This window comes from Rathayibacter sp. AY1E3, from assembly GCF_002932235.1.
In the GTDB taxonomy this organism is placed as follows: domain Bacteria; phylum Actinomycetota; class Actinomycetes; order Actinomycetales; family Microbacteriaceae; genus Rathayibacter.
Genome location: NZ_PSVN01000008.1, coordinates 60,060 through 82,806, shown reverse-complemented (window position 1 = coordinate 82,806; position 22,747 = coordinate 60,060). Strand labels below are relative to the sequence as shown.

Below are 22,747 nucleotides of genomic sequence, written 5' to 3'. Positions count from 1 at the left end.
CTGCACCCGCCTGCCGCGACGTAGGCTTGCAGGGCTGTGAAACCACGCGAGACACTCACCTCCCTACCGCCGTCGCCGAGCGCCGAGCGGCGCTCCCGCGCGATCAAGTACTCGATCGCCATGGGCATCAGGATGCTCTGCGTCATCTGCCTGCTCTTCGCCCACGGCTGGTGGCTGCTGTTCTTCGCCATCGGCGCCGTGGTCCTGCCCTACTTCGCCGTCGTGCTGGCCAACGTCGGCAGTGCGGGCGAGCGCGGCAACGTCGAGCGGCCGGGTGCGATCGTCCTCTCCCGGCCGGTCCCGCCGCCCCCCGCCCCCGACTCCGAGGCGCCGAGCGGCCCCGAGGGCGGCGACCCGCGGGGAGACCGGCCGTGATCCCGCTCGGCCGGGTCCCCGACGCGCACGCCTGCTCCCGAGCGGGCTGCCCGCGGACGGCGACGTTCGCGATCGAGTGGCGGAACCCGAGGATCCACGCGGAGGACCGTCGGAAGACCTGGCTGGCCTGCGGCGAGCACCGGGAGTTCCTGCGCGAGTTCCTCCTCGCCCGCGACTTCCCGCTCGAGGTGAAGCCGCTCTACACGGTCGATCGCGGAGCGGAACGATGAGCGGCGACGCGCCCCGTCCCTCCTGGCGCTTCGTCTTCTCGCGACGCTGGTTCGGCTACCTCGCTCTCGCGATCGTCTTCGCCGTCGCCTGCGTGCTGCTCTCGCGCTGGCAGGTCGCGCGGCTCGACCAGGCCGCCTCGACCAACCGGCTGGTCACCGCGAACTGGACCGCCGACCCGGTGGCGCTCGACGGGCTGCTCCCCGCCGACTCCACGTGGGACGACGCCCTCGAGTACCGCCCGGTCGAGATCACCGGCGTCTACGAGACGCAGGGGCAGACCCTCGTCCGCAACCGGCCCTACAACGGCAACCCCGGCTTCGAGATCCTGACGCCGCTGCGGCTCGACGACGGCAGCGTGTTCGTCGTCGACCGCGGCTGGGTCCCCGTCGGCTCGACCCAGGACTCCCCCGACGCGATCCCCGCGCCGCCCGAGGGAGAGGTGACCGTCGTCGCCCGCCTGAAGCCCGCGGAGGGACGGATCGACGGACGCTCCGCACCGGCCGGCCAGATCGCCACGATCCAGCTCGATGATCTGTCGACGCAGCTGGACGAGCCCCTGCGGACCTCGGCGTACGGCCTGCTGGTCGCCGAGGCGCCGGCGCCGGTCGACGCTCCCCCGCTGGCCGCGATCAAGCCGGTCGCCGACGAGGGCCTGCACATCAGCTACGCGATCCAGTGGGTGCTGTTCGCCGTCATGGGCTTCGGCGGGCTCGGCTGGGCGATCCGCCACGAGTACCGAATCCGCAACGCCGACGACCCCGAGGTCGTGGCGGCCGAGGAGCGGCGCGAGGAGCGCCGCCGACGCCGCGGCCGCAGCGACTCCGAGGTCGAGGACGAGCTGCTCGACGCCCGCTAGGCGAGCGTGATCAGGTCGAGGTAGTCGGCTGCCCAGTGGTCCTCGGTGCCCTCCGGCATGATCAGGACGCGCTCGGGGTTCAGCGCCTCGACGGCTCCCTCGTCGTGGCTGACCAGGACGACCGCGCCCTCGTAGTGCGCGAGCGCGTCGAGGATCTCCTCGCGGCTCGCGGGATCGAGGTTGTTGGTGGGCTCGTCGAGCAGGAGAACGTTCGCGCCCGAGACCACGATCATCGCCAGGGCGAGACGGGTCTTCTCCCCGCCGGAGAGGACCCCGGCCGGCTTGTGCGAGTCGTCCCCGGTGAACAGGAACGAGCCCAGGACCCGGCGCGCCTCGGTCTCGGTGAGGTTCGGGCTGGAGGAGACCATGTTCTCAAGCACTGAGCGCTTGACGTCGATCGTCTCGTGCTCCTGCGCGTAATAGCCGATCCGGAGGCCGTGCCCGGCCTCGATCACTCCGGTGTCGGGCTGGTCGACGCCGCCCAGGATGCGCAGGAGCGTCGTCTTGCCCGCTCCGTTGAGCCCCAGGATGACGACCTTGGAGCCGCGGTCGATCGCGAGGTCGACGGCGGTGAAGATCTCGAGCGAGCCGTAGCTCTTCGACAGGTTCTGAGCCTGCAGAGGGGTGCGACCGCAGGCGGACGGGGTCGGGAACCGGAGCTTCGCGACGCGGTCGACCGCGCGGACCTCCTCGAGCCCGCTGAGCATGCGCTCGGCACGCGCGACCATCTGGTGCGCCGCTGCGGCCTTCGAGGCCTTCGCGCCGAACTTGGCGGCCTGCAGCTGGAGGGCGCCGGCCTTCTTCTCGACGTTGACCCGCTCCTTCTTGCGGCGCTCCTCGTCGGCGGCGCGCTGGCGCTGGTAGTTCTTCCAGTTCATGTTGTAGACGTCGATGACCTGGCGGTTGGCATCGAGGTAGAAGACGCGGTTCACGGTCTCGCCGACCAGCTCGATGTCGTGGCTGATCACGATGAAGCCGCCGCGGTAGTTCTTGAGGAACTCGCGGAGCCAGACGACGGAGTCGGCGTCGAGGTGGTTCGTCGGCTCGTCGAGGATCAGCGTGCTCGCGTCGGAGAAGAGGATGCGCGCGAGCTCGATGCGGCGCCGCTGGCCACCGGAGAGCGTCTTGAGCGGCTGGTCGAGGATCCGGTCGGGGAGGTTGAGGTTGCTCGCGATCGACGCGGCCTCCGCCTCAGCCGCGTATCCGCCCAGGGAGAGGAAGCGATCCGTGAGGTTGCCGTACTTCTTCATGCCGGCCTCGCTCACGGGGGTGTCGCTGCTCGACATCGCGACCGTCGCCTCCTGCATGCCGAGCACCAGCTGCCCCAACCCGCGGGCGTCGAGGATGCGGGTGCGCGCGAGCTCCTCCGGGTCGCCGGAGCGCGGGTCCTGAGGGAGGTAGCCGATCTCGCCGCCGCGGTCGACCGTGCCCTTCGAGGCGATGAGGTCGCCCGCGAGGACCTTGGTCAGCGTCGTCTTCCCCGCCCCGTTGCGGCCGACGAGGCCGACCTTGTCGCCGTCGCCCACCCGGAAGGAGACGTTCTCCATCAGGAGTCGGGCGCCGACTCGGAGTTCGAGGTCGTGCACGCTGAGCACAGTGCTGTCCGTTCCCGCCAAGAAATGGCGTTCGGTTCGGGAGGAGTGGGGCAAGGGGCCGCGATGCGGCAGCCCCCTAGTATATTTCCTGAGCCGCGGGGCGGATCCACGTCCGCTCACCGCGGACGCGCTCGCTCCTCGCTCTCGGGCGACCAGGACTCTCGGAGATCACCCATGTCCCCTTCCTCTTCCGCCCTCCCGCGCCCGGTCCTCGCCGACCGGCTCGTCACCCGCTCCGTCGCGACCGACGCCCTGCTGGTGCTCGCGGGCGCGGGTCTCACCGCGGCGATGGCGCAGCTGTTCATCCCGATGTGGCCGGTCCCCTTCACGGGCCAGACCTTCGCGGTCCTCCTGGTCGGCACGACGCTCGGCGCACTCCGCGGCGCGCTGTCCATGCTCGTGTACGCGCTCGTCGGCGCTCTCGGCGCCCCGGTCTTCACCGAGGGCTCGCACGGCTGGGCGGTCCTCGCGGGTCCCACCGGCGGCTACATCGTCGGCTTCGTCCTCGCGTCGATCGTCACCGGGTGGCTCGCCCAGCGGCAGTGGGACCGTCGCGTCCTCGGCACGCTGGTGACCTTCCTCGCCGGCACCGCCACCATCTACCTCGTCGGCTTGCCCTGGCTGGCCGCCGCCCTCGCCTCGCTGGGGCTGCCAGCCGACCTCGGCTCCGTCCTCTTCGCGGGACTCGTGCCCTTCCTGGTCGGCGACGCGCTCAAGGCGCTGGTCGCTGCCGCGCTGCTCCCCACCACCTGGGCGATGCTCTCGCGACGCTCGCGCTGAGCGGTCGCACGGACGCCGAAGGGCCGGGAGGACGATTCCTCCCGGCCCTTCGGGCGTCCGGCAGAGGTCGAGCCGCCCGGTCCTCCTGCTCGACCTCGGTGGGCACCTCCACCGACTCGACCGGCGGGGACGACGACGGCCCTCGACGCCGGAGCCGTCCCGCCCGGCCGTTCCGACTCCGCGACGGACTGCGACCGGCTGAAGACGACAGGAACGCCGAAGGGCCGGGAGGACGACTCCTCCCGGCCCTTCGGCGTCGGTGTGCAGCGGCTAGATCGAGAAGCCGAGTGCGCGCATCATGTCGCGCCCGTCCTCGGTGATCCGGTCGGGACCCCACGGCGGCATCCAGACCCAGTTGATCCGGAACGCCTCGACGATGCCGTCGAGCGACTCGGCGGTCTGCTCCTCGAGCACGTCGGTCAGCGGGCAGCCCGCCGAGGTGAGGGTCATGTGGATGACGAGGGCGTCGTTCTCGTCGTCCCAGCCCAGGTCGTAGATGAGTCCCAGGTCGACCACGTTGACCCCGAGCTCGGGGTCCATGACGTCCTTGAGGGCCTCCTCGACCTGGTCGAAGAGCTTCGGCTCGAGAGTGGTGACCGCCATGATCAGACCGTCGCCGAGGTCAGGAAGCGGTCGTAGCCCTCGTCCTCGAGCCGGGTGGCGAGCTCCTTGCCGCCCTGCTCGGCGACGCGGCCGGCGACGAAGACGTGGACGAAGTCGGGCTGGATGTAGCGGAGGATCCGCGTGTAGTGCGTGATCAGCAGCACGCCGAGACCTGTGCTCTGGTGGGCGCGGTTGACGCCCTCCGACACGATCTTGAGCGCGTCGACGTCGAGGCCGGAGTCGGTCTCGTCGAGGACGGCGAACTGCGGGGCGAGCAGCTCGAGCTGGAGGATCTCGTTGCGCTTCTTCTCGCCGCCCGAGAAGCCCTCGTTGACGTTGCGCGCCGCGAAGGACGAGTCCATGCGGAGGTTCGCCATCGCCGACTTGACGTCCTTCGTCCACGTGCGGATGGCGGGCGCCTCGCCGGCGATCGCGGTCTTGGCGGTGCGGAGGAAGTTGGTGTTGGTCACACCGGGGATCTCGACCGGGTACTGCATGGCGAGGAAGAGGCCCGCGCGGGCGCGCTCGTCGACGGACATGTCGAGGACCTCGACGCCGTCGAGGGTGATCGAGCCGCCGTCGACGTGGTACTTGGGGTGTCCCGCGATCGTGTACGCGAGGGTGGACTTGCCGGACCCGTTGGGGCCCATGATCGCGTGGATCTCACCCTGGTTGATGGTGAGATCGACACCGCGGAGGATCTGCTTGGTCCCCTGCTCGGTCTCGACACTGACGTGGAGATCGCTGATCTGGAGAACGGACATTCAGACTTCCTTCGTGACGGTCGGGTCGATGTAGACGTCGCCGTCGATGATCTCGACGACGAAGACGGGGACCGGCTCGTAGGCCGGGAGGTTCAGGGGGGTGCCGGTGCGGAGGGAGAACTGGGAGCCGTGCGCCCAGCACTCGAGGCTGTCGCCCTCGACGAAGCCCTCGGAGAGCGAGATCTCGCCGTGGGTGCAGGTGTCGCCGATGGCGTGGATCTCGCCGGCGGAGTCCTGCACGACCGCGATCGCGACTCCGTCGACCTCGACCCGCATGGCCTGGTTGGGGATCAGCTCGGAGACCGAGCAGATCATCGCGGCGTTGCTCATGCGGGGACCACCGCTCCGCGGGAGGAGCCGGTCTGGCCGGCGCTGCCGGCGAGCTCCGCCTCGATCGCGAGCTGCAGGCGGTCCTCGAGCTCGGCGACCTTGATCTGCTGCACGATCTCGCTGAGGAACCCGCGCACGACCAGGCGTCGCGCCTCGTCCTCACGGATGCCGCGGGACTGCAGGTAGAAGAGCTGCTCGTCGTCGAAGCGGCCGGTCGCCGAGGCGTGCCCCGCTCCGGCGATGTCACCGGTCTCGATCTCGAGGTTCGGGATGGAGTCGGCGCGCGTGCCGTCCGAGAGGACGAGGTTGCGGTTCTGCTCGTAGCTGTCGGTGCCGGTGGCGCTGTTGCGGATCAGGACGTCGCCGATCCAGACGGTGCGCGCGCCCTCGCCCTGCAGCGCGCCCTTGTAGGTCACGCGGCTGCGGGTGTCGGGGGCGTCGTGGTCGACGTACACCTGCTGCTCGAGGTGCTGGCCGCCGTCGGCGAAGTACAGACCGAGGAGCTCGCCGTCCGCTCCGCGCTCGACGAGGTGCGCCGAGGGGTTCACCCGGACGATGGAGCCGCCGAGGGTGACCACGATGTGCTTCACCTTCGCGTCGCGTCCGACCCGCACGAAGTGGTTGGCCAGGTGCCGGGCGTCGTCCGCCCACTCCTGCACGGTGACGACGGTGAGCTGCGCGCCCTCGCCGACGAGGATCTCCACGTTCTCCGCGAGGGAGGCCTCCCCCTCGTTTTGCAGCACGACGACGGCGCGGGCGTAGGGCGCCGCCTCGATGATCGTGTGCGCGGCGCGGGGTGCGGAGCCGAGGCTCGAGCGGACGAGGGTGGCGACTTTCTCGTCCTCGCCCGTCACGCGGACGGCGAGGGCCTTCTCGAAGCTCGACCAGGCGTTCGCGGCGGCGCGGTCCTCGGGGAGGCCAGCGGTGCCGATCCGCTGGTCGTCGCGGCCGACCCACGAGACGTCGACACCGTCCACCGCCGCGTGCTCGAGGGGGGCGGGCGAGCCGTCGAGCGCGCCGTCGATCAGATCGCCGAGGCGGGCGACGGGCGTCAGCTTCCAGGCGATCTCGCGGCCGGTGACGGCCTCGAAGGCCTCGACGTCGGCCGACGCGAAGCGCTCGGAGCGCGTCTGCACGGGCGTGAACGCCCCGTCGGAGTGGGCGCTGATGCCCAGGCGCTCAGCGGCGGCCGCGCCGTCGATCTCGGGGGTCGCGGCGCTCGTGGGGACCGTCATCTGGCGGTGGTTCCTTTCGATGGGTGCGGGGCGCCCCGTCCGGGCGCCCCTTCGAGGGGGGAGGCGGGCGTCAACCGACGCTGCCCTCCATCCCCATCTCGATGAGCTTGTTCAGCTCGAGGGCGTACTCCATGGGCAGCTCGCGCGCGATCGGCTCGATGAAGCCGCGGACGATCATGGCCATCGCCTCGTCCTCCGGCAGGCCGCGCGACATCAGGTAGAAGAGCTGCTCCTCGCTGACCTTCGACACCGTCGCCTCGTGGCCGAGCTGCACGTCGTCGACACGGATGTCGATCGCCGGGTAGGTGTCGGAGCGCGAGATGGTGTCGACCAGGAGGGCGTCGCAGCGCACGGTGTTCGCCGAGTGGTGCGCGTTCGCGTCCACCCGGACCTCGCCTCGGTATCCGGCGCGACCGCCGCCGCGGGCGATCGACTTCGAGACGATCGACGACTGCGTGTACGGCGCCATGTGGACCATCTTCGCGCCGGCGTCCTGGTGCTGGCCGGGGCCCGCGAACGCGACGGAGAGGGTCTCGCCCTTGGCGTGCTCGCCGACCAGGAAGATCGACGGGTACTTCATCGTGACCTTGGAGCCGATGTTGCCGTCGATCCACTCCATCGTCGCGCCCTCGTGCGCGATCGCGCGCTTGGTGACGAGGTTGTAGACGTTGTTCGACCAGTTCTGGATCGTCGTGTAGCGCACGCGGGCGTTCTTCTTCACGATGATCTCGACCACGGCCGAGTGCAGCGAGTCCGACTTGTAGATCGGAGCCGTGCAGCCCTCGATGTAGTGGACGTAGCTGTCCTCGTCCGCGATGATCAGGGTCCGCTCGAACTGGCCCATGTTCTCGGTGTTGATCCGGAAGTAGGCCTGCAGCGGGATGTCCACGTGGACGCCCTTGGGGACGTACACGAAGGAGCCGCCGGACCAGACCGCGGTGTTCAGCGCCGCGAACTTGTTGTCGCCCGCGGGGATGACGGTGCCGAAGTACTCCTCGAAGATCTCGGGGTGCTCGCGCAGCGCCGTGTCGGTGTCCATGAAGATGACGCCCTGCTCCTCCAGGTCCTCGCGGATCTGGTGGTAGACGACCTCGGACTCGTACTGGGCCGCGACGCCGCCGACGAGGCGCTGGCGCTCCGCCTCCGGGATGCCGAGCTTCTCGTACGTGTTCTTGATGTCGTCCGGGAGGTCGTCCCAGGTCTGCGCCTGCTTCTCGGTGGAGCGGACGAAGTACTTGATGTTGTCGAAGTCGATGTCCGACAGGTCGGCGCCCCACGTCGGCATGGGCTTGCGCTCGAAGAGCTTCAGGGCCTTCATGCGGCGGTCGCGCATCCAGGCGGGCTCATTCTTGAGCGCGGAGATGTCGGAGACGACCTCGGGCGAGATGCCGCGTCGCGCGGAGGCTCCGGCGGAGTCCGAGTCGGACCAGCCGAACTCGTAGACGCCCAGGCTCTCGAGCTCGGGGCGGTCGATCAGGATGTCTGACATGTGTACCTCGTTTCCTACCCACTGCTAACCGGTCGGGTCCCGGAGTCATTCCCCCGGGGGTGGCCCGCGGGTGCTCTCCGGCCGGTCGCGCGATCGATCTGATGCGCGGAGCGGATGATGTGCGTCCCTGGATTCCGGAGGTGTGCGTCGGCGCTCCATCGGGCCGTGTGCGGATCACGTGCGCAGGGTGCGTCGAACCGTGACCAGCTTCTCATTCTACCGGCGTCCGCCGTTCAGCGGAACCTCCGCACCTGGGTGTCGGCCGGGCACCGGTGACGTGCCTCCAGACGCGCATGGCCATACCAGTGTCGGTGGTCCGTGATTCGGTTCCGCCATGACGAACGACGCATCGACCCCGATCCCCGCACGACTCGTGACCGCACTGGTGGGCGCCGGCCTGCCGACCGGACCCGCACGGGCGTTCGGCCCTCTCGCCCGCGCGATCGCGGCCGACCTCCCGCTGCGGGCGCTCCCCCGCGTGCTCCTGCGCCTCCGGCGGCACCTGCTCTCCGCCGAGCCGGAGCCCGCGGTCAGGCGGCGGGCTGGAGCTCCTGGGCGGCGTCCCGGCGCTGGGCGCGCACGGTGAACAGCCTCGGGTTGACGTCGAGCAGCACGCGGACCGCGCCGACCCAGATGAGCGCCGAGCCGAGCAGGTGCACCGCGACGAGCGTCTCGGGCAGCGCGGTGAGCGACTGCGCGACCCCGACCAGCGCCTGCAGCACGACGACCACGAGGAAGGCGACCACGCGCCGCCGGGCGAGCTCCGAGCCCGCCGCCCGCGACAGTCGCAGGAGCAGCGCGGCGCCCACGACGAGCACCGCCGTGCCGAGCACGCCGTGGACGACGGTCACGCTCTCCCAGTGGAACTGCATGCGGGGCACCTCCGCGGAGTCGCCGGCGTGCGGGCCGGTCCCCGTCACGAGGGTCCCCACGAGGATCACGAGGAGCGTCAGGCCGACGAGCCCGATGCTGAGCGCCCGCGTCGGGCGGTCAGGCTCGAAGGCCACGGACTGCGAGCGGTGGGCGCGGTGCCACGTCAGTGCGGTGGTGGTGAGGAGGGCGATGGCGAGAACGAAGTGCCCGGCCACGATGTACGGGTTGAGGCCCGAGTGGACGGTCGCGCCGCCCGCGAGGGCGTTCGCGACGACGAGCCAGAACTGCGACCAAGCGAGCCGGGTCATGGTGCGGTCGCGCGGCTTCTGCAGGCACGCGGCCGTGATCGCCCAGCCCACCGCGACCACGAGGACGCCGGTGAACGCGCGGTTCGTGAACTCGATGAAGCCGTGGATCCCGAGCTCGGGGGTCGAGGTGAGCGAGCCCGGCTCGCACGCCGGCCAGGTGGGGCAGCCGAGGCCAGAGCCGGTCAGCCGGACGACGCCCCCGAAGAAGATGATCAGGATGCTCGCGACGAGCGCCGCGGTGGTCCCCCAGCGCAGTGCGCGCGGACCCAGGGTCACCCGCTCGGCGAGCAAGGAGAACGGCGTCACCATCAGAAGGGGAGCAGCGGGTCGATGCCGACGGCGAGGAAGAGCAGGGTGAGGTATCCGATGGACCCGTGGAACACCCGCATCGGCGAGACGTGCTCGTGACGGATCGCGAGGCTGTAGAGGCGGTGCGTCTCGGCGATGAACCAGACTCCGCTGCCGAGCGCGACCACCGTGTAGAGCACCCCCATTCCGGCGACGGGGATCAGCAGGAGCGAGCAGGCGACGGTGGCCCAGGCGTAGAGGATGACCTGGAGCCCGACGATCGTGCGCCCGCGCACGACGGCCAGCATCGGCACGCCGGCGGCCTGGTAGTCGTCCCGGTACTTCATCGACAACGGCCAGTAGTGCGGCGGCGTCCAGAGGAAGATGACGGAGAAGAGGATGACGGGGGCCCAGTCGAGCGAGCCGGTGACCGCCGCCCAGCCGATCAGCACCGGCATGCAGCCCGCGATGCCGCCCCACACGATGTTCTGCGGCGTCCGGCGCTTGAGGAAGAGCGTGTAGAACACGACGTAGATCAGGATCGCGGCGAGCGAGAGACCCGCGGAGAGCCAGTTGGCCGTGAGGCCGAGCCAGACGATCGACAGGACGCCGATCGTGGTCGCGAAGACGAGCGCGGCCCGGTCCGAGATCTCCCCGGTCACGAGCGGCCGGTTCTTCGTCCGGTTCATGATCCGGTCGATGTCGCGGTCGAAGTAGCAGTTGAACGCGCCCGCGGACCCGGCGCTCAGGGCGCCGCCGATCAGGACGTTGAGGACCAGCAGCAGATTCGGGATCCCGCCCTGCGCCAGGATCATCGTCGGAGCAGTCACCACGAGGAGCAGCTCGATCACGCGCGGCTTCGTCAGAGCGACGAAGGCCTTCACCTTGCGCGAGAGGGTCGTCGGCGACGCCCCGTCCCGCTCGACGGCGGTGGTCTCCACGACTGCGTCCATTGCTCCTCTAACGATTCGATGATCCCGAACGAGTGTAATGCGCCCGTCCGGGAGCCGGGCCCGGCGTGCACGCTTGTCCAATCGGACGCAGACATATGCGACCACGCAACCCCCGGTCAGCGGCGCACCCCCCTCCGTATACTCGGGACTGCTCGCCAGAGCGCCCGGCACGCACCCGAGCCCGCCCGACGATCGTCGGCACGGGGCCGAGAGGGCCGTCGCCGGAGCATCGTGTCGAAGTCGTCATGCGGCGTGCTCCACCATGCGAGAGGGCGGACGGTCCCCGTCTGCCCCACGTCTCGAGAAGGGTCAGTACCAAGTGTCAGAACTGCAATGGGAATCCATTGACGAGAAGGCAGTCGACACGGCGAGGGTTCTCGCCGCGGATGCGGTCGAGAAGGTCGGCAACGGCCATCCCGGAACCGCCATGAGCCTCGCGCCCGCCGCCTACCTCCTGTTCCAGAAGGTCATGCGCCGCGATCCGTCCGACGCGACCTGGATCGGCCGCGACCGGTTCATCCTGTCGGTCGGCCACTCCTCGCTGACCCAGTACGTCCAGTTCTACCTGGGCGGCTACGGACTCGAGCTCGACGACCTCAAGGCGCTGCGCACCTGGGGCTCGAAGACCCCGGGCCACCCGGAGTACGGCCACACCGACGGCGTCGAGATCACCACCGGGCCGCTCGGCCAGGGCCTCGCCTCCGCCGTGGGCTTCGCCTACGCCTCGCGCTTCGAGCGCGAGCTGTTCGACCCGGAGGCCGCCGCGGGCACCTCCCCGTTCGACCACTTCGTCTACGTGATCGCCGGCGACGGCGACCTGCAGGAGGGCGTCACCAGCGAGGCCTCCTCGCTGGCCGGCCACCAGAAGCTCGGCAACCTGGTCGTCATCTACGACTCCAACCAGATCTCGATCGAGGACGACACCAACATCGCCTTCACCGAGGACGTCAAGGCGCGCTACGAGGCCTACGACTGGCAGGTCCAGGTCGTCGACTGGAAGAAGACCGGCGAGTACCACGAGGACGTCGCCGAGCTGCACGCCGCGATCGAGGCCGCGAAGGGCGAGACCGACAAGCCGTCGCTCATCATCCTGCGCACCATCATCGGCTGGCCGTCGCCGAAGAAGCAGAACACCGGCAAGATCCACGGCTCCGCCCTGGGCGCCGACGAGCTCCGCGGACTCAAGGAGGTGCTCGGCTTCGACCCCGAGAAGACCTTCGACGTCGCCGACGAGGTCATCGAGCACACCCGCAAGGCCGTCGAGCGCGGCCAGGCCCAGCACGCCGAGTGGGACGAGCAGCTCGCCGCCTGGGCGTCCGCGAACCCCGAGAAGAAGGAGCTGCTCGACCGGGTCCTCTCGGGCGAGCTGCCCGAGGGCGTCCAGGAGGCGCTCCCCGTCTTCGAGCCCGGCAAGGAGGTCTCGACCCGCGCCGCGTCCGGCAAGGTCATCAACGCCCTCGCCGGCGTGATCCCCGAGCTGTGGGGCGGCTCCGCCGACCTCGCCGAGTCGAACAACACGACGATCGAGGGAGCCGGCTCCTTCGTCCCGACGGAGTTCTCGACCCACGAGTGGACCGGGAAGAAGGGCGGCCGCGTGCTGCACTTCGGCATCCGCGAGCACGCCATGGGCGCGATCCTCAACGGGATCGTCCTGCACGGCAACACCCGCCCCTTCGGCGGCACCTTCCTGATCTTCTCCGACTACATGCGCCCGGCGGTCCGTCTCGCCGCGCTCATGAAGGCGCCGGCCATCTACGTCTGGACCCACGACTCCGTGGCGCTCGGCGAGGACGGCCCGACGCACCAGCCGGTCGAGCAGCTGTCGACCCTCCGCGCGATCCCGGGCCTGGACGTCGTCCGCCCCGGCGACGCGAACGAGGTCGCCTACGCCTGGAAGACCATCCTCGAGCGCCGCGAGGGCCCCGCCGGCCTCGCGCTCACCCGTCAGAACATCCCGGTGTTCGAGCGCGGCGAGGGCGACGCGGAGGGCGAGACCTTCGCCTCCGCCGCGAACGTCGCCCGCGGTGCCTACATCCTGGCCGAGGCGCCGGGCGGCACCCCGGACGTGATCTTCATCGCGACCGGCTCCGAGGTCCAGATCGCCGTCGAGGCGCGCGAGGCCCTGAGGAGCGAGGGCGTCAACGCCCGCGTCGTCTCGGCTCCGTCCCTCGAGTGGTTCGAGGAGCAGGACGCCGAGTACCGCGAGAAGGTCCTGCCCTCCTCGGTGAAGGCGCGCGTCTCGATCGAGGCCGGCCTGAGCCTGGGCTGGCAGAAGTACGTCGGCGACGCCGGCCGCTCCGTCTCGATCGAGCACTTCGGCGCCTCGGCCGACTACAAGACCCTGTTCCGCGAGTTCGGGATCACCACCGAGGCGGCACTGTCCGCCGCCAAGGAGTCGCTCGCAGCCTCCTGACCCGAAGGCCGCGTCCACCACGGACGCGGCCTTCGCCGTCGGAGCAGCGGCTCCCCCTCACACCACGCACCACCTACGCAGAAGAAGAAGAGACATGACCGAGAACACCCCCACCGCAGAGCTCTCCGCCGCCGGCGTCAGCATCTGGCTCGACGACCTCTCCCGCTCGCGCATCTCCACCGGAGGGCTGCAGAAGCTCATCGAGGAGAAGAACGTCGTCGGAGTCACCACGAACCCCACGATCTTCGCCGCGGCCCTGACCAACGGCGAGTCCTACGACGCCCAGGTGCGCGAGCTCGCCTCCGCCGGCACCTCGGTGACCGACGCCGTCTTCGAGATCACCACCGACGACGTCGCCGCGGCGTCCGACATCTTCCGCCCGATCTACGACGCGACCAACGGCTACGACGGCCGCGTGTCGATCGAGGTCGAGCCCGGCCTGGCGCACGACGCCCAGGGCACCATCGAGCAGGCCAAGGCCCTCTGGGCCAAGGTCGACCGCCCCAACGCGATGATCAAGATCCCCGCGACCGTCGAGGGCCTCGAGGCCATCACGGAGGTCATCGGCTCCGGCATCTCGGTGAACGTCACCCTTATCTTCTCGCTCGCCCGCTACCGCGCCGTCATCAACGCGTACCTGGCCGGCCTCGAGAAGGCCAAGGACGCCGGCATCGACCTGTCGACCATCCACTCCGTCGCCTCGTTCTTCGTCTCGCGCGTCGACACCGAGATCGACAAGCGCCTCGAGGCCGTCGGCACCGACGAGGCCCGCGCCCTCAAGAGCAAGTCCGGCGTCGCCAACGCGCAGCTGGCCTACGAGGTCTTCGTCGAGGCGTTCGCCACCGAGCGCGCCCTGCTGCTCCAGGAGTCCGGCGCCAACCGCCAGCGCCCCCTCTGGGCCTCGACCGGCGTCAAGTCGACCGACCTCCCCGACACCCTCTACGTGACTGAGCTCGTCGCGGCCGGCGTGGTCAACACGATGCCCGAGAAGACCCTCGAGGCGACCTTCGACCACGGCGTCATCACCGGCGACACCGTCACGGGCTCGTACGCCGACGCGAACGCCGTCCTCGACGCCGTCGCGGCGCAGGGCGTCTCGTACGCCGACGTCACCGAGCTGCTCGAGAAGGAGGGCGTGGAGAAGTTCATCGTCTCCTGGAACGAGCTGCTCGACACCGTCACCGCGGCGCTCGAGGGCGCGAAGGCGCAGGCCTGATCATGGCCATCCAGATCCACGTCAGCGGAGACGCCGAGAAGGCCGTCGACCGCGTCGTCCCGGAGCTCGTCGCCGACGAGGTCGCCTCCGGCATCACCGCCCAGGTCCCCACCCTGTGGGGCGCCGCGGCGGAGGAGGAGGCGGCCAAGCGCCTCGGGTGGACCGAGTCGACCACCGTCTCCCGCCCCCTGATCCCCCAGATCCTCGCCCTGCGCGAGGAGTTCCAGGCCAAGGGCGTCGACCGCATCGTCCTCGGCGGCATGGGCGGCTCCTCGCTCGCGCCCGAGGTCATCACCCGCACCGCCGGCGTCGAGCTCACCGTGCTCGACTCGACGGCGCCCGGCCAGGTGCTCGCGGCCCTGAACGACCGGCTCGCGTCGACCGCGGTCGTCATCTCCTCGAAGTCCGGCTCGACCGTCGAGACCGCGAGCCAGAAGAAGGCCTACGAGAAGGCGTTCACGGAGGCGGGCATCGATCCGCTCGACCGCATCGTCATCGTGACCGACCCGGGCTCGCCCCTGGACACCTCCTCCCGCGAGGCCGGCTACCGCGTGTTCAACGCCGACCCGAACATCGGCGGGCGCTTCTCGGCGCTCTCCGCGTTCGGCCTCGTGCCGTCCGGGCTCGCCGGCGCCGACATCGAGGCCCTCCTCGACGAGGCGGCCGAGGCCTCCCTCGGGCTCGCCGTGGACTCCCCCGAGAACCCGGGCCTGATCCTCGGAGCGGCGATCGCCGCGACCAGCCCGCGCCGCGACAAGCTCGCGATCGTCGCCGACGGGACCGACATCGTCGGCTTCGCCGACTGGGCGGAGCAGCTCATCGCCGAGTCCACCGGCAAGGACGGCACGGGCATCCTCCCCGTCGTCCTCGGCACGCTGGCCCCCGAGCTCTCGGAGGACCTGCCCGACGTGCAGGTCGTCCGCCTGGTCGAGGACGCCACGGCGCTGCACCTGTTCCCGCGCGACCGCCACGAGGGCGAGATCCTCCTCTCCGGCTCGCTCGGCGCTCAGATGCTGACGTGGGAGTACGGCGTCGCCGTCGCGGGTCGCCTCCTGGGCATCAACCCGTTCGACCAGCCCGACGTCGAGTCGGCGAAGGTCGCGACCCGGGCCCTGCTCGAGAAGCGCCCCGAGCCCGAGGCGCCCGCGTTCACCGACGCGGGCATCGAGGTCACCGGCAGCAGCAGCGTCACCGAGGGCGTCTCGACCGTCGCCGCCGCTGTCGACCGCCTCCTCGCGCAGCTGGGCGACGGCGGCTACGTCTCGATCCAGGCGTACGTCGACCGCCTCGCGCTCCCGCAGCTCGAGGGCGTGCGCGACCTCCTCGCCGCGCAGGCCCAGCGCCCCGTCACCTTCGGGTGGGGCCCGCGCTTCCTGCACTCGACCGGGCAGTACCACAAGGGCGGGGCGCCGACCGGCGTGTTCCTCCAGATCACCGAGCGCTCCGACGTGGACCTCGAGATCCCGGACAGCCCGTTCACCTTCGGCCAGCTCATCCTGGCGCAGGCCGCCGGCGACGCGAGCGTGCTCGCCGAGCACGGCCGGCCGGTGCTGACCCTCACGCTGACCGACCCCGAGGCCGACCTCGAGGCGCTCTTCGAGGCCCTCAACACCTGATCCGACGGGCACGCCGCCGCTGCGCTCTCGAGCGCGCGGCGGCGTGCCCGCGGTCGTCCCGCGACCACTTCCCGGGGCAGCAGCCGGGCCCGCCCGCTCCTCCCCCTCCCTCACCGATAGCAGTGCGCCGGTCCCACCGGCACACAGAAGGACACTGCACATGTCTGTGGACATCACCCCCGAGTTCAACCCGCTGAGGTTGAGCTTCGACCGCCGGTTGAACCGGATCGCCGGGCCCAGCGGCCTCGTCATCTTCGGCGTGACCGGCGACCTCTCCCGCAAGAAGCTCATGCCCGCGGTCTACGACCTCGCCAACCGCGGCCTCCTGCCTCCCGGCTTCGCCCTCGTCGGATTCGCCCGGCGCGACTGGGACGACCAGGACTTCGAGCAGGTCGTCCACGACTCCGTGAAGAAGCACGCCCGCACCGAGTTCCACGAGGAGGTCTGGGCGCAGCTCGCGCAGGGCATCCGGTTCGTGCAGGGCGAGTTCGACGACCCCGAGGCGTTCGCCCGCCTGAAGACGACCGTCGACGACCTCGACCGCGAGCGCGGCACGAACGGCAACTTCGCCTTCTACCTCTCGATCCCCCCGAAGTCCTTCCCGCAGGTCACCGAGCAGCTGCGCAGCTCCGGCCTCGCCGAGCAGAAGGACGGCCAGTGGCGCCGCGTCGTCATCGAGAAGCCGTTCGGCAGCGACCTGAAGACGGCCCGCGAGCTGAACGACGTCGTCGAGTCGGTCTTCCCGCCCGACTCCGTCTTCCGGATCGACCACTACCTCGGCAAGGAGACGGTCCAGAACATCCTGGCCCTCCGCTTCGCCAACATGATGTACGAGCCGCTCTGGAACTCGAACTACGTCGACCACGTGCAGATCACCATGGCCGAGGACATCGGCGTGGGCGGGCGCGCGGGCTACTACGACGGCATCGGAGCGGCGCGCGACGTCATCCAGAACCACCTGCTGCAGCTGCTCGCCCTGACCGCCATGGAGGAGCCGATCTCGTTCGACGCGGCCGACCTCCGTGCGGAGAAGGAGAAGGTCCTCGCGGCCGTCCGCCTCCCCGCCGACCTCTCCACTTCTACCGCCCGCGGACAGTACGCCGGCGGCTGGCAGGGCGGCGAGAAGGTGCTCGGCTTCCTCGAGGAGGACGGCATGAGCCCCACCTCGACCACCGAGACCTACGCCGCCATGCGCCTGGACATCGGCACCCGACGCTGGGCCGGCGTGCCGTTCTACCTGCGGGCCGGCAAGCGCCTCGGCCGCCGCGTCACCGAGATCGCGGTCGTGTTCAAGCGGGCACCGAAGCAGCTCTTCGCCGAGAGCCAGACCACGTCGCTGGGCCAGAACGCGCTCGTCATCCGGGTCCAGCCCGACGAGGGCGTCACCATGCGCTTCGGCTCGAAGGTGCCCGGCGCCGGCATGCAGGTGCGCGACGTGACGATGGACTTCGGCTACGGCCACGCGTTCACCGAGGCGAGCCCCGAGGCCTACGAGCGCCTCATCCTCGACGTCCTCCTGGGCGAGCCGCCGCTCTTCCCCCGGCACGAGGAGGTCGAGCTGTCCTGGAAGATCCTCGACCCGATCGAGGAGTTCTGGGCCACGCAGGGCCAGCCCGAGCAGTACCGCCCCGGAACCTGGGGCCCCGATTCCGCCGACGAGCTCCTCGCCCGCGACGGCCGCACCTGGAGGCGTCCATGATCGTCGATCTGCCCGACACCACGACGAGCGAGGTCTCGAAGACCCTCGTCAAGATCCGCGAGGAGGGCGGCGCCGTCGCCCTCGGCCGCGTCCTCACCCTCATCATCGCGACCTCGCGGGGTCACGAGGAGGAGGCCATCGAGGCCGCGAACGACGCGTCCCGCGAGCACCCGATGCGCGTCATCGTGGTCTCGAAGGACGACGGCACCACCACGGTCCCGGTCGACGCGACGGCGCGGGTCGACGCGCAGATCCGGGTCGGAGGCGACGCCGGCGCGAGCGAGGTCGTCGTGCTCCGTCCCTACGGAGACGCGGCCGAGGACGAGGAGAGCCTGGTCACGGGCCTGCTCCTCCCCGACGCCCCCGTCGTGGCCTGGTGGCCGAACAGCGCTCCGGACAACGCCTCCGCGTCCCCGATCGGCCGGATCGCCACTCGGCGGATCACCGACGCGTCGGCCCAGTCGAACCCGGCGGAAGCGCTGCACCACCTCGCGTCCACCTACGCCCCCGGCGACACCGACTTCGCCTGGACCCGCCTCACCCTCTGGCGCGCGCAGCTCGCCGCCGTGCTCGACCAGCCGCCCTACGAGCCGATCACGGCCGTCGAGGTCTCGGGCGCGCCCGACTCCCCCTCCACGATCCTGCTCGCCGCCTGGCTGCAGCTCGAGCTCGACATCCCCGTCGACCACGAGCTCACGATCAGCGCGACCGGGTCCAGCGGGATCCACGGCGTCCGGCTCATCCGCGACTCCGGAGTGATCGAGCTCGAGCGCTCGGTGCCCAACGTCGCGACGCTCACGCAGCCCGATCAGCCGGTCCACGACATCTCGCTCCCCCGCCGCAGCCTCCGGGACTGCCTGGCGGAGGAGCTGCGCCGGCTCGACCCGGATGACCTGTACGGTGAAGTGATCTCGCGCGGGGTCGACATGCTCACTGAGAAGGCCGAGGCCCGCAGCGCCTCCTGAGGTGTGGGCGCCCGTCCAGGGCGCCCGCACCTCAGAGCTTCCCGACACGGAGCCGAACCCCGCCGATCGGCACCCGAACCCGAAGGAGTCCCCTGAGATGACCACCGAACGCCGCGTGCTGGTCCACCGCGACAAGCAGACCCTCGCCGGCTCGGTCGCCGCCCGGTTCCTCACTAAGACGATCGACGTCCTCGACGACCTGGGTTCGGCGAACGTCGTGCTCACCGGAGGGACGATGGGAGCCGCCACGCTCAAGGAGATCGGCTCCTCCTCCGCCGCCGGCAACGTGGACTGGTCGCGCGTGCACTTCTGGTGGGGCGACGAGCGCTGGGTGCCCCGCGGCCACGAGGACCGCAACGACGTCCAGGCCGGGGACCTCTTCAGCGTCCTCGATGTGCCGGCGGCGAACGTGCACTCCTACCCGGCCTCGGACGAGAGCCTGGACCTCGACGGCGCCGCCGCTGCCTACGACGCGGAGCTGCGCGAGCACGCCTCCGAGGGGCGCGACTACCCGCGCTTCGACATCACCTTCCTCGGCGTCGGGCCGGACGGGCACATCGCGTCGCTGTTCCCCGAGCGCTCCGCGATCCGCTCCACGACGCCCGGCGTCCTCGCCGTCCGCAACTCTCCGAAGCCGCCGCCCGAGCGCCTCACCCTCACGCTGCCGCTGATCAACCAGTCGGACCGCATCTGGATGGTGCTCGCCGGCGCCGACAAGGCCTCGGCCCTGGGCCTCGCGCTCGCGGGTGCCAGCACGAACGAGGTGCCCGCGTCGGGCGCGTTCGGTCGCAAGCGCACGGTGTTCTTCGTCGACCAGGAGGCAGCGGCCGAGGTCCCCGAGTCGCTCATCGCTCCGAGCTACTGAGCCCGGTCCGGAAACGACGGAAGGCCCGTCCCCTGAGGGGGCGGGCCTTCCGTCGTTCGTCGTGCGGTGAGGATCAGGACGGGGTCGCGGTGCCTCGTCGGGCGCGCAGCTGCTGCAGCGCCTCCTCGAGGAGCTGAGCCGCCTCGGCCTCGGTGCGGCGCTCCTTCACGTAAGCGAGGTGCGTCTTGTAGGGCTCGGTCTTCGCGACCTGGGGCGGGTTCGCCCGGTCGCGGCCCGCGGGGAGACCGGACTGCGGGGAGTCGATCACCTCGGGGATCTCGTCCTCGGGGAGGGCCGCCGAGAAGTGGCGCACCGTCTCGTTGCCGAGAGCGTCCCAGTAGGAGACCGCGACGCGCTCCGCGTGGAAGCCCCGGTCCTGCTCGCCCATGGGTCCTGCGCCGACGCGCGAACCGCGGATTGCACTGCCGCCTGATGCCATTGCGAGTACCCCTATGCTCCGGTGGTGAACTTGGTGATGAGTCCGAGCACCACGATGCAGGCCAGCCAGACGACGCCCAGGATCACGGTGATGCGGTTCAAGTTGCGCTCGGCGACGCCCGACGCGCCGAGGTTGGAGGTGACTCCGCCCCCGAACATGTCGGACAGACCGCCGCCGCGCCCCTTGTGGAGCAGGATCAGCATGGTGAGCAGGAGGCTCGTGATGCCCAGGATGACCTGGAGCACGACCTGGAGGATGTCCACGCGGTACCTTTCGAAGTTCTGGCGCGTTGCGCGCCCCGACGAGTATAACGGCGCCTGCGAATCCGCGAGGAATGCGTCGTCCCGTGTTCGGGGCGATGTATACGAGTGTCCGTCGAGGGGCGGAGCGGGTGGCCTCGTCGCGGTGCCCTCGACAACCTCTCCAGTCGCCGGACCGCGAGCCTGTGATCCACGTACCAGCGGACCGATCGAGCCGAACGCGCCACGCTCTCGGACGACACCCCGCAACGAGCCGACAGCCCCGGACCGGCCAACGCGCGAAGCCGGTGTGGGATCTTCCGAGGCGAACCGGTGATCCGCGTTCCAGCGGATCGACGTAGCCGGACGCATCCCGCTCCCGGAACCGCGCCCCGTCGCGAAGCCGACCGCGCCACGCCGCGCAGGGAGCGGCGTGGACGACAGCGAGGCGAACCGGCGATCCGCGTCCGAGCGGATCGCCGTAGCCGAACGCATCCCGCTCTCGGAACCGCGCCCCGTCGCGAAGCCGACCGCGCCACGCCGCGCGGGGAGCGGCGTGGACGACGAAAGGGCGGGCCCGATGGGCCCGCCCTCTCGTCGCAGCAGCTCAGACCCCGACGTGGTTCCGGAATCGTGCGATCGCCGCGAACTCGTCGACCTGGAGGCTGGCGCCTCCGACGAGTGCTCCGTCGACGTCGGGCTCGCGCATGAAGCCGGCGATGTTGCCGGACTTCACGGAGCCGCCGTAGAGGATGCGGGTCTTCGCGGCGGTGTCGGCGCCGAGGACGTCGGCGACGACACCGCGGAGCGCCTTGCAGACCTGCTGGGCCTGCTCGGGCGTCGCGGCCTGTCCGGAGCCGATGGCCCAGACCGGCTCGTAGGCGACGACGAGGTCGGCGTCCGCGGGGAGGCCGGTGAGGGCCTCCTTCAGCTGGGCGACCGGCACGGCCGACGGGCCGTGCTTCTCGAGGTCCTCCGCGGTCTCGCCGACGCAGATGATCGGAGCGACGCCGTGATTGACGGCCGCAGCCGACTTGGCGGCGATGTCCGCGTCCGTCTCGCCGTGGAGCGTGCGACGCTCCGAGTGGCCGACGATCACGTAGTCGCAGTCGAGCTGCTTCAGGAACTGACCCGAGATCTCACCGGTGTAGGCGCCGCTGTCGAACTTCGAGACGTCCTGCGCGCCGTACTTGAGCGGCAGCTTGTCCGAGTCGACGAGGATCTGCACGGGCCGGAGGTCCGTGAAGGGCGGGAACACCGCGACCTCGACGCCGTCGAAGTCGTGATCGGCGTCCTTGAGGCTCCACGCCAGCTTCTGCACGAAGGCGATGGCCTGGAGGTGGTCCAGGTTCATCTTCCAGTTGCCGGCGATGAGCGGGGTGCGGGCGGTGGTGTCTACCATCCGAGGACCTCCAGTCCGGGGAGGCGCTTGCCCTCGAGGAATTCGAGGCTCGCTCCGCCTCCCGTCGAGATGTGGCCGAACTGGTCGTCGCGGAACCCGAGGGCGCGGACGGCCGCGGCGGAGTCGCCTCCGCCGACGACGCTGAGACCGTCGACCTCGGTGAGCGCCTGCGCGACGGTCTTGGTACCCGCCGCGAACGGCTCGAGCTCGAAGACGCCCATGGGGCCGTTCCAGAACACCGTCCTGGACGCCGCGATGATCTCGGCGAAGTGCGCGGCGGTGTCCGGTCCGATGTCCAGGCCGAGGCCCTTCTCACCGAAGGGCGTGCCCTCGATCGCGTCGGCCGAGGCGACCTGGTGCTCGGCGTCGGGGCCGAACTCCGACGCCACGACGACGTCCGTCGGCAGGACGATCTCCACACCCAGCTCCTTCGCCTTCGCGAGGTAGCCGAGCACGGTGTCGACCTGGTCGGCCTCCAGCAGGCTGGCGCCGACCTCGTGGCCCTGGGCCTTGAGGAAGGTGAAGAGCATTCCGCCGCCGATGAGGATCGAGTTGACCTTCGGCAGCAGGTGCTCGATCACGCCGAGCTTGTCCGAGACCTTCGAGCCGCCGAGGACGACCGCGTAGGGGCGCTCGGGCTTCTCGGTGAGCCGCTCCAGCACCTCGAGCTCGGCCGCGATCAGCGTGCCGGCGGCGCTGGGGAGAAGCTCGGCGAGCTCGTAGACGCTCGCCTGCTTGCGGTGCACGACGCCGAACCCGTCGGAGACGAAGGCGTCACCGTAGGCGGCCAGCTTCTCGGCGAAGGTGCGGCGCTCGGCCTCGTCCTTGCTCGTCTCGCCGGCGTTGAACCGGAGGTTCTCGAGGACGACGACCTGGCCGTCCTCGAGGGCGTCGACGGCGGCCGAGGCCGCCTCCCCGACGGTGTCCTCGGCGAAGGCCACCGGAGCGTCGAGCAGCTCGCCGAGGCGGGCGGCGACGGGAGCGAGGCTGTACTTCGCCTCGGGCTTCCCCTCGGGGCGCCCGAGGTGGCTCACGACCACGACTCGGGCGCCCTCGGAGACCAGACGCTGGAGCGTGGGCACCGACGCGCGCACGCGGCCGTCGTCCGTGATCGTTCCGTCCTTCAGGGGGACGTTCAGATCGCAGCGGACGACGACGCGCTTGCCTGCGAGGGAGCCCAGTGAGTCCAGAGTGCGGAACGTCACTGCGCGCA

22 protein-coding genes are annotated in these 22,747 nt (G+C 70.5%); 10 read left to right on the top strand and 12 right to left on the bottom strand.

Annotated features, from left to right (window positions below):
* Positions 1–36 precede the first annotated feature (36 nt).
* Genes C5C53_RS08625 through C5C53_RS08615 form a run of 3 tightly spaced genes read left to right on the top strand, consistent with a single transcriptional unit; the run spans position 37 to position 1,462 of the window.
* Complete coding sequence (locus C5C53_RS08625) at positions 37–375, top strand: DUF3099 domain-containing protein (protein ID WP_104267325.1); 339 nt, start codon at positions 37–39, stop codon at positions 373–375.
* Complete coding sequence (locus C5C53_RS08620) at positions 372–605, top strand: hypothetical protein (protein WP_104221947.1); 234 nt, start codon at positions 372–374, stop codon at positions 603–605. Before C5C53_RS08625 ends, C5C53_RS08620 begins: the two co-directional genes overlap by 4 nt.
* Positions 602–1,462, top strand: a complete 861-nt coding sequence (locus C5C53_RS08615) for an SURF1 family protein (RefSeq protein ID WP_104257816.1) — start codon at positions 602–604, stop codon at positions 1,460–1,462. Before C5C53_RS08620 ends, C5C53_RS08615 begins: the two co-directional genes overlap by 4 nt.
* Here C5C53_RS08615 and C5C53_RS08610 read toward each other — a convergent pair.
* Positions 1,459–3,057 carry an ABC-F family ATP-binding cassette domain-containing protein gene (locus C5C53_RS08610; RefSeq protein ID WP_104267324.1) on the bottom strand — a complete coding sequence of 533 codons (1,599 nt, stop codon included), beginning with the start codon at positions 3,055–3,057 and terminating at the stop codon, positions 1,459–1,461. The two genes, C5C53_RS08615 and C5C53_RS08610, sit on opposite strands and share 4 nt — an antisense overlap.
* 174 nt (positions 3,058–3,231) lie before the next feature.
* Between C5C53_RS08610 and C5C53_RS08605 the strand changes: the two genes are divergently transcribed.
* The gene (locus tag C5C53_RS08605) at positions 3,232–3,837 is read left to right on the top strand and encodes a biotin transporter BioY (RefSeq protein WP_104267323.1); all 606 of its coding nucleotides are present in this window, start codon (positions 3,232–3,234) and stop codon (positions 3,835–3,837) included.
* 270 nt (positions 3,838–4,107) lie between these two features.
* On the opposite strand, the gene C5C53_RS08600 is transcribed toward C5C53_RS08605, so the two are convergent.
* The 7 genes from C5C53_RS08600 to C5C53_RS08570 form a co-directional block, all read right to left on the bottom strand.
* Positions 4,108–4,440 carry a metal-sulfur cluster assembly factor gene (locus C5C53_RS08600; RefSeq protein ID WP_104221939.1) on the bottom strand — a complete coding sequence of 111 codons (333 nt, stop codon included), beginning with the start codon at positions 4,438–4,440 and terminating at the stop codon, positions 4,108–4,110.
* Between the two features lie 2 nt (positions 4,441–4,442).
* Positions 4,443–5,204 (bottom strand): Fe-S cluster assembly ATPase SufC, encoded by a 762-nt coding sequence (gene sufC / locus C5C53_RS08595; protein ID WP_104221937.1) that lies wholly within the window; start codon positions 5,202–5,204, stop codon positions 4,443–4,445.
* A complete protein-coding gene (locus C5C53_RS08590; protein WP_077222834.1) occupies positions 5,205–5,534 on the bottom strand; it encodes a non-heme iron oxygenase ferredoxin subunit in 330 nt (109 codons plus the stop codon).
* On the bottom strand, positions 5,531–6,769 hold the full coding sequence (gene sufD, locus C5C53_RS08585) for a Fe-S cluster assembly protein SufD (RefSeq protein WP_104267322.1): 1,239 nt from the start codon (positions 6,767–6,769) through the stop codon (positions 5,531–5,533). The genes C5C53_RS08590 and sufD overlap by 4 nt, the downstream gene beginning before the upstream one ends.
* Positions 6,770–6,839: 70 nt before the next feature.
* Positions 6,840–8,258 carry a Fe-S cluster assembly protein SufB gene (sufB, locus tag C5C53_RS08580; RefSeq protein ID WP_104221933.1) on the bottom strand — a complete coding sequence of 473 codons (1,419 nt, stop codon included), beginning with the start codon at positions 8,256–8,258 and terminating at the stop codon, positions 6,840–6,842.
* A gap of 530 nt (positions 8,259–8,788) precedes the next feature.
* The gene (locus C5C53_RS08575) at positions 8,789–9,748 is read right to left on the bottom strand and encodes a heme A synthase (protein WP_104267321.1); all 960 of its coding nucleotides are present in this window, start codon (positions 9,746–9,748) and stop codon (positions 8,789–8,791) included.
* On the bottom strand, positions 9,748–10,680 hold the full coding sequence (locus C5C53_RS08570) for a heme o synthase (RefSeq protein WP_104221928.1): 933 nt from the start codon (positions 10,678–10,680) through the stop codon (positions 9,748–9,750). The genes C5C53_RS08575 and C5C53_RS08570 overlap by 1 nt, the downstream gene beginning before the upstream one ends.
* 319 nt (positions 10,681–10,999) lie before the next feature.
* Here C5C53_RS08570 and tkt point away from each other — a divergent pair, with 319 nt between their 5' ends.
* From tkt to pgl, 6 genes are all read left to right on the top strand, one after another.
* The gene (gene tkt, locus C5C53_RS08565) at positions 11,000–13,093 is read left to right on the top strand and encodes a transketolase (protein WP_104225291.1); all 2,094 of its coding nucleotides are present in this window, start codon (positions 11,000–11,002) and stop codon (positions 13,091–13,093) included.
* Positions 13,094–13,187: 94 nt separating this feature from the next.
* Positions 13,188–14,309, top strand: coding sequence for a transaldolase (tal, locus tag C5C53_RS08560; protein WP_104221924.1), 1,122 nt, complete (start codon positions 13,188–13,190; stop codon positions 14,307–14,309).
* Between the two features lie 2 nt (positions 14,310–14,311).
* Entirely contained in the window at positions 14,312–15,925 is a 1,614-nt protein-coding gene (locus C5C53_RS08555) for a glucose-6-phosphate isomerase (RefSeq protein ID WP_104267320.1), read from the top strand.
* Between the two features lie 160 nt (positions 15,926–16,085).
* Positions 16,086–17,624, top strand: coding sequence for a glucose-6-phosphate dehydrogenase (gene zwf, locus C5C53_RS08550; protein ID WP_104225293.1), 1,539 nt, complete (start codon positions 16,086–16,088; stop codon positions 17,622–17,624).
* Complete coding sequence (locus C5C53_RS08545) at positions 17,621–18,589, top strand: glucose-6-phosphate dehydrogenase assembly protein OpcA (protein ID WP_104232638.1); 969 nt, start codon at positions 17,621–17,623, stop codon at positions 18,587–18,589. The genes zwf and C5C53_RS08545 overlap by 4 nt, the downstream gene beginning before the upstream one ends.
* A 97-nt stretch (positions 18,590–18,686) precedes the next feature.
* A complete protein-coding gene (gene pgl / locus C5C53_RS08540; RefSeq protein ID WP_104267319.1) occupies positions 18,687–19,454 on the top strand; it encodes a 6-phosphogluconolactonase in 768 nt (255 codons plus the stop codon).
* 73 nt (positions 19,455–19,527) lie between these two features.
* On the opposite strand, the gene C5C53_RS08535 is transcribed toward pgl, so the two are convergent.
* The 4 genes from C5C53_RS08535 to C5C53_RS08520 form a co-directional block, all read right to left on the bottom strand.
* Complete coding sequence (locus C5C53_RS08535; RefSeq protein WP_055791968.1) at positions 19,528–19,893, bottom strand: RNA polymerase-binding protein RbpA; 366 nt, start codon at positions 19,891–19,893, stop codon at positions 19,528–19,530.
* A gap of 11 nt (positions 19,894–19,904) precedes the next feature.
* Positions 19,905–20,156: a preprotein translocase subunit SecG gene (gene secG / locus C5C53_RS08530; RefSeq protein WP_104221915.1), complete on the bottom strand. Its 252-nt coding sequence runs from the start codon at positions 20,154–20,156 to the stop codon at positions 19,905–19,907.
* Between the two features lie 583 nt (positions 20,157–20,739).
* Positions 20,740–21,534 (bottom strand): triose-phosphate isomerase, encoded by a 795-nt coding sequence (gene tpiA, locus C5C53_RS08525; protein WP_104267318.1) that lies wholly within the window; start codon positions 21,532–21,534, stop codon positions 20,740–20,742.
* The gene (locus C5C53_RS08520) at positions 21,528–22,739 is read right to left on the bottom strand and encodes a phosphoglycerate kinase (RefSeq protein WP_104267317.1); all 1,212 of its coding nucleotides are present in this window, start codon (positions 22,737–22,739) and stop codon (positions 21,528–21,530) included. The genes tpiA and C5C53_RS08520 overlap by 7 nt, the downstream gene beginning before the upstream one ends.
* Positions 22,740–22,747 lie beyond the last annotated feature (8 nt).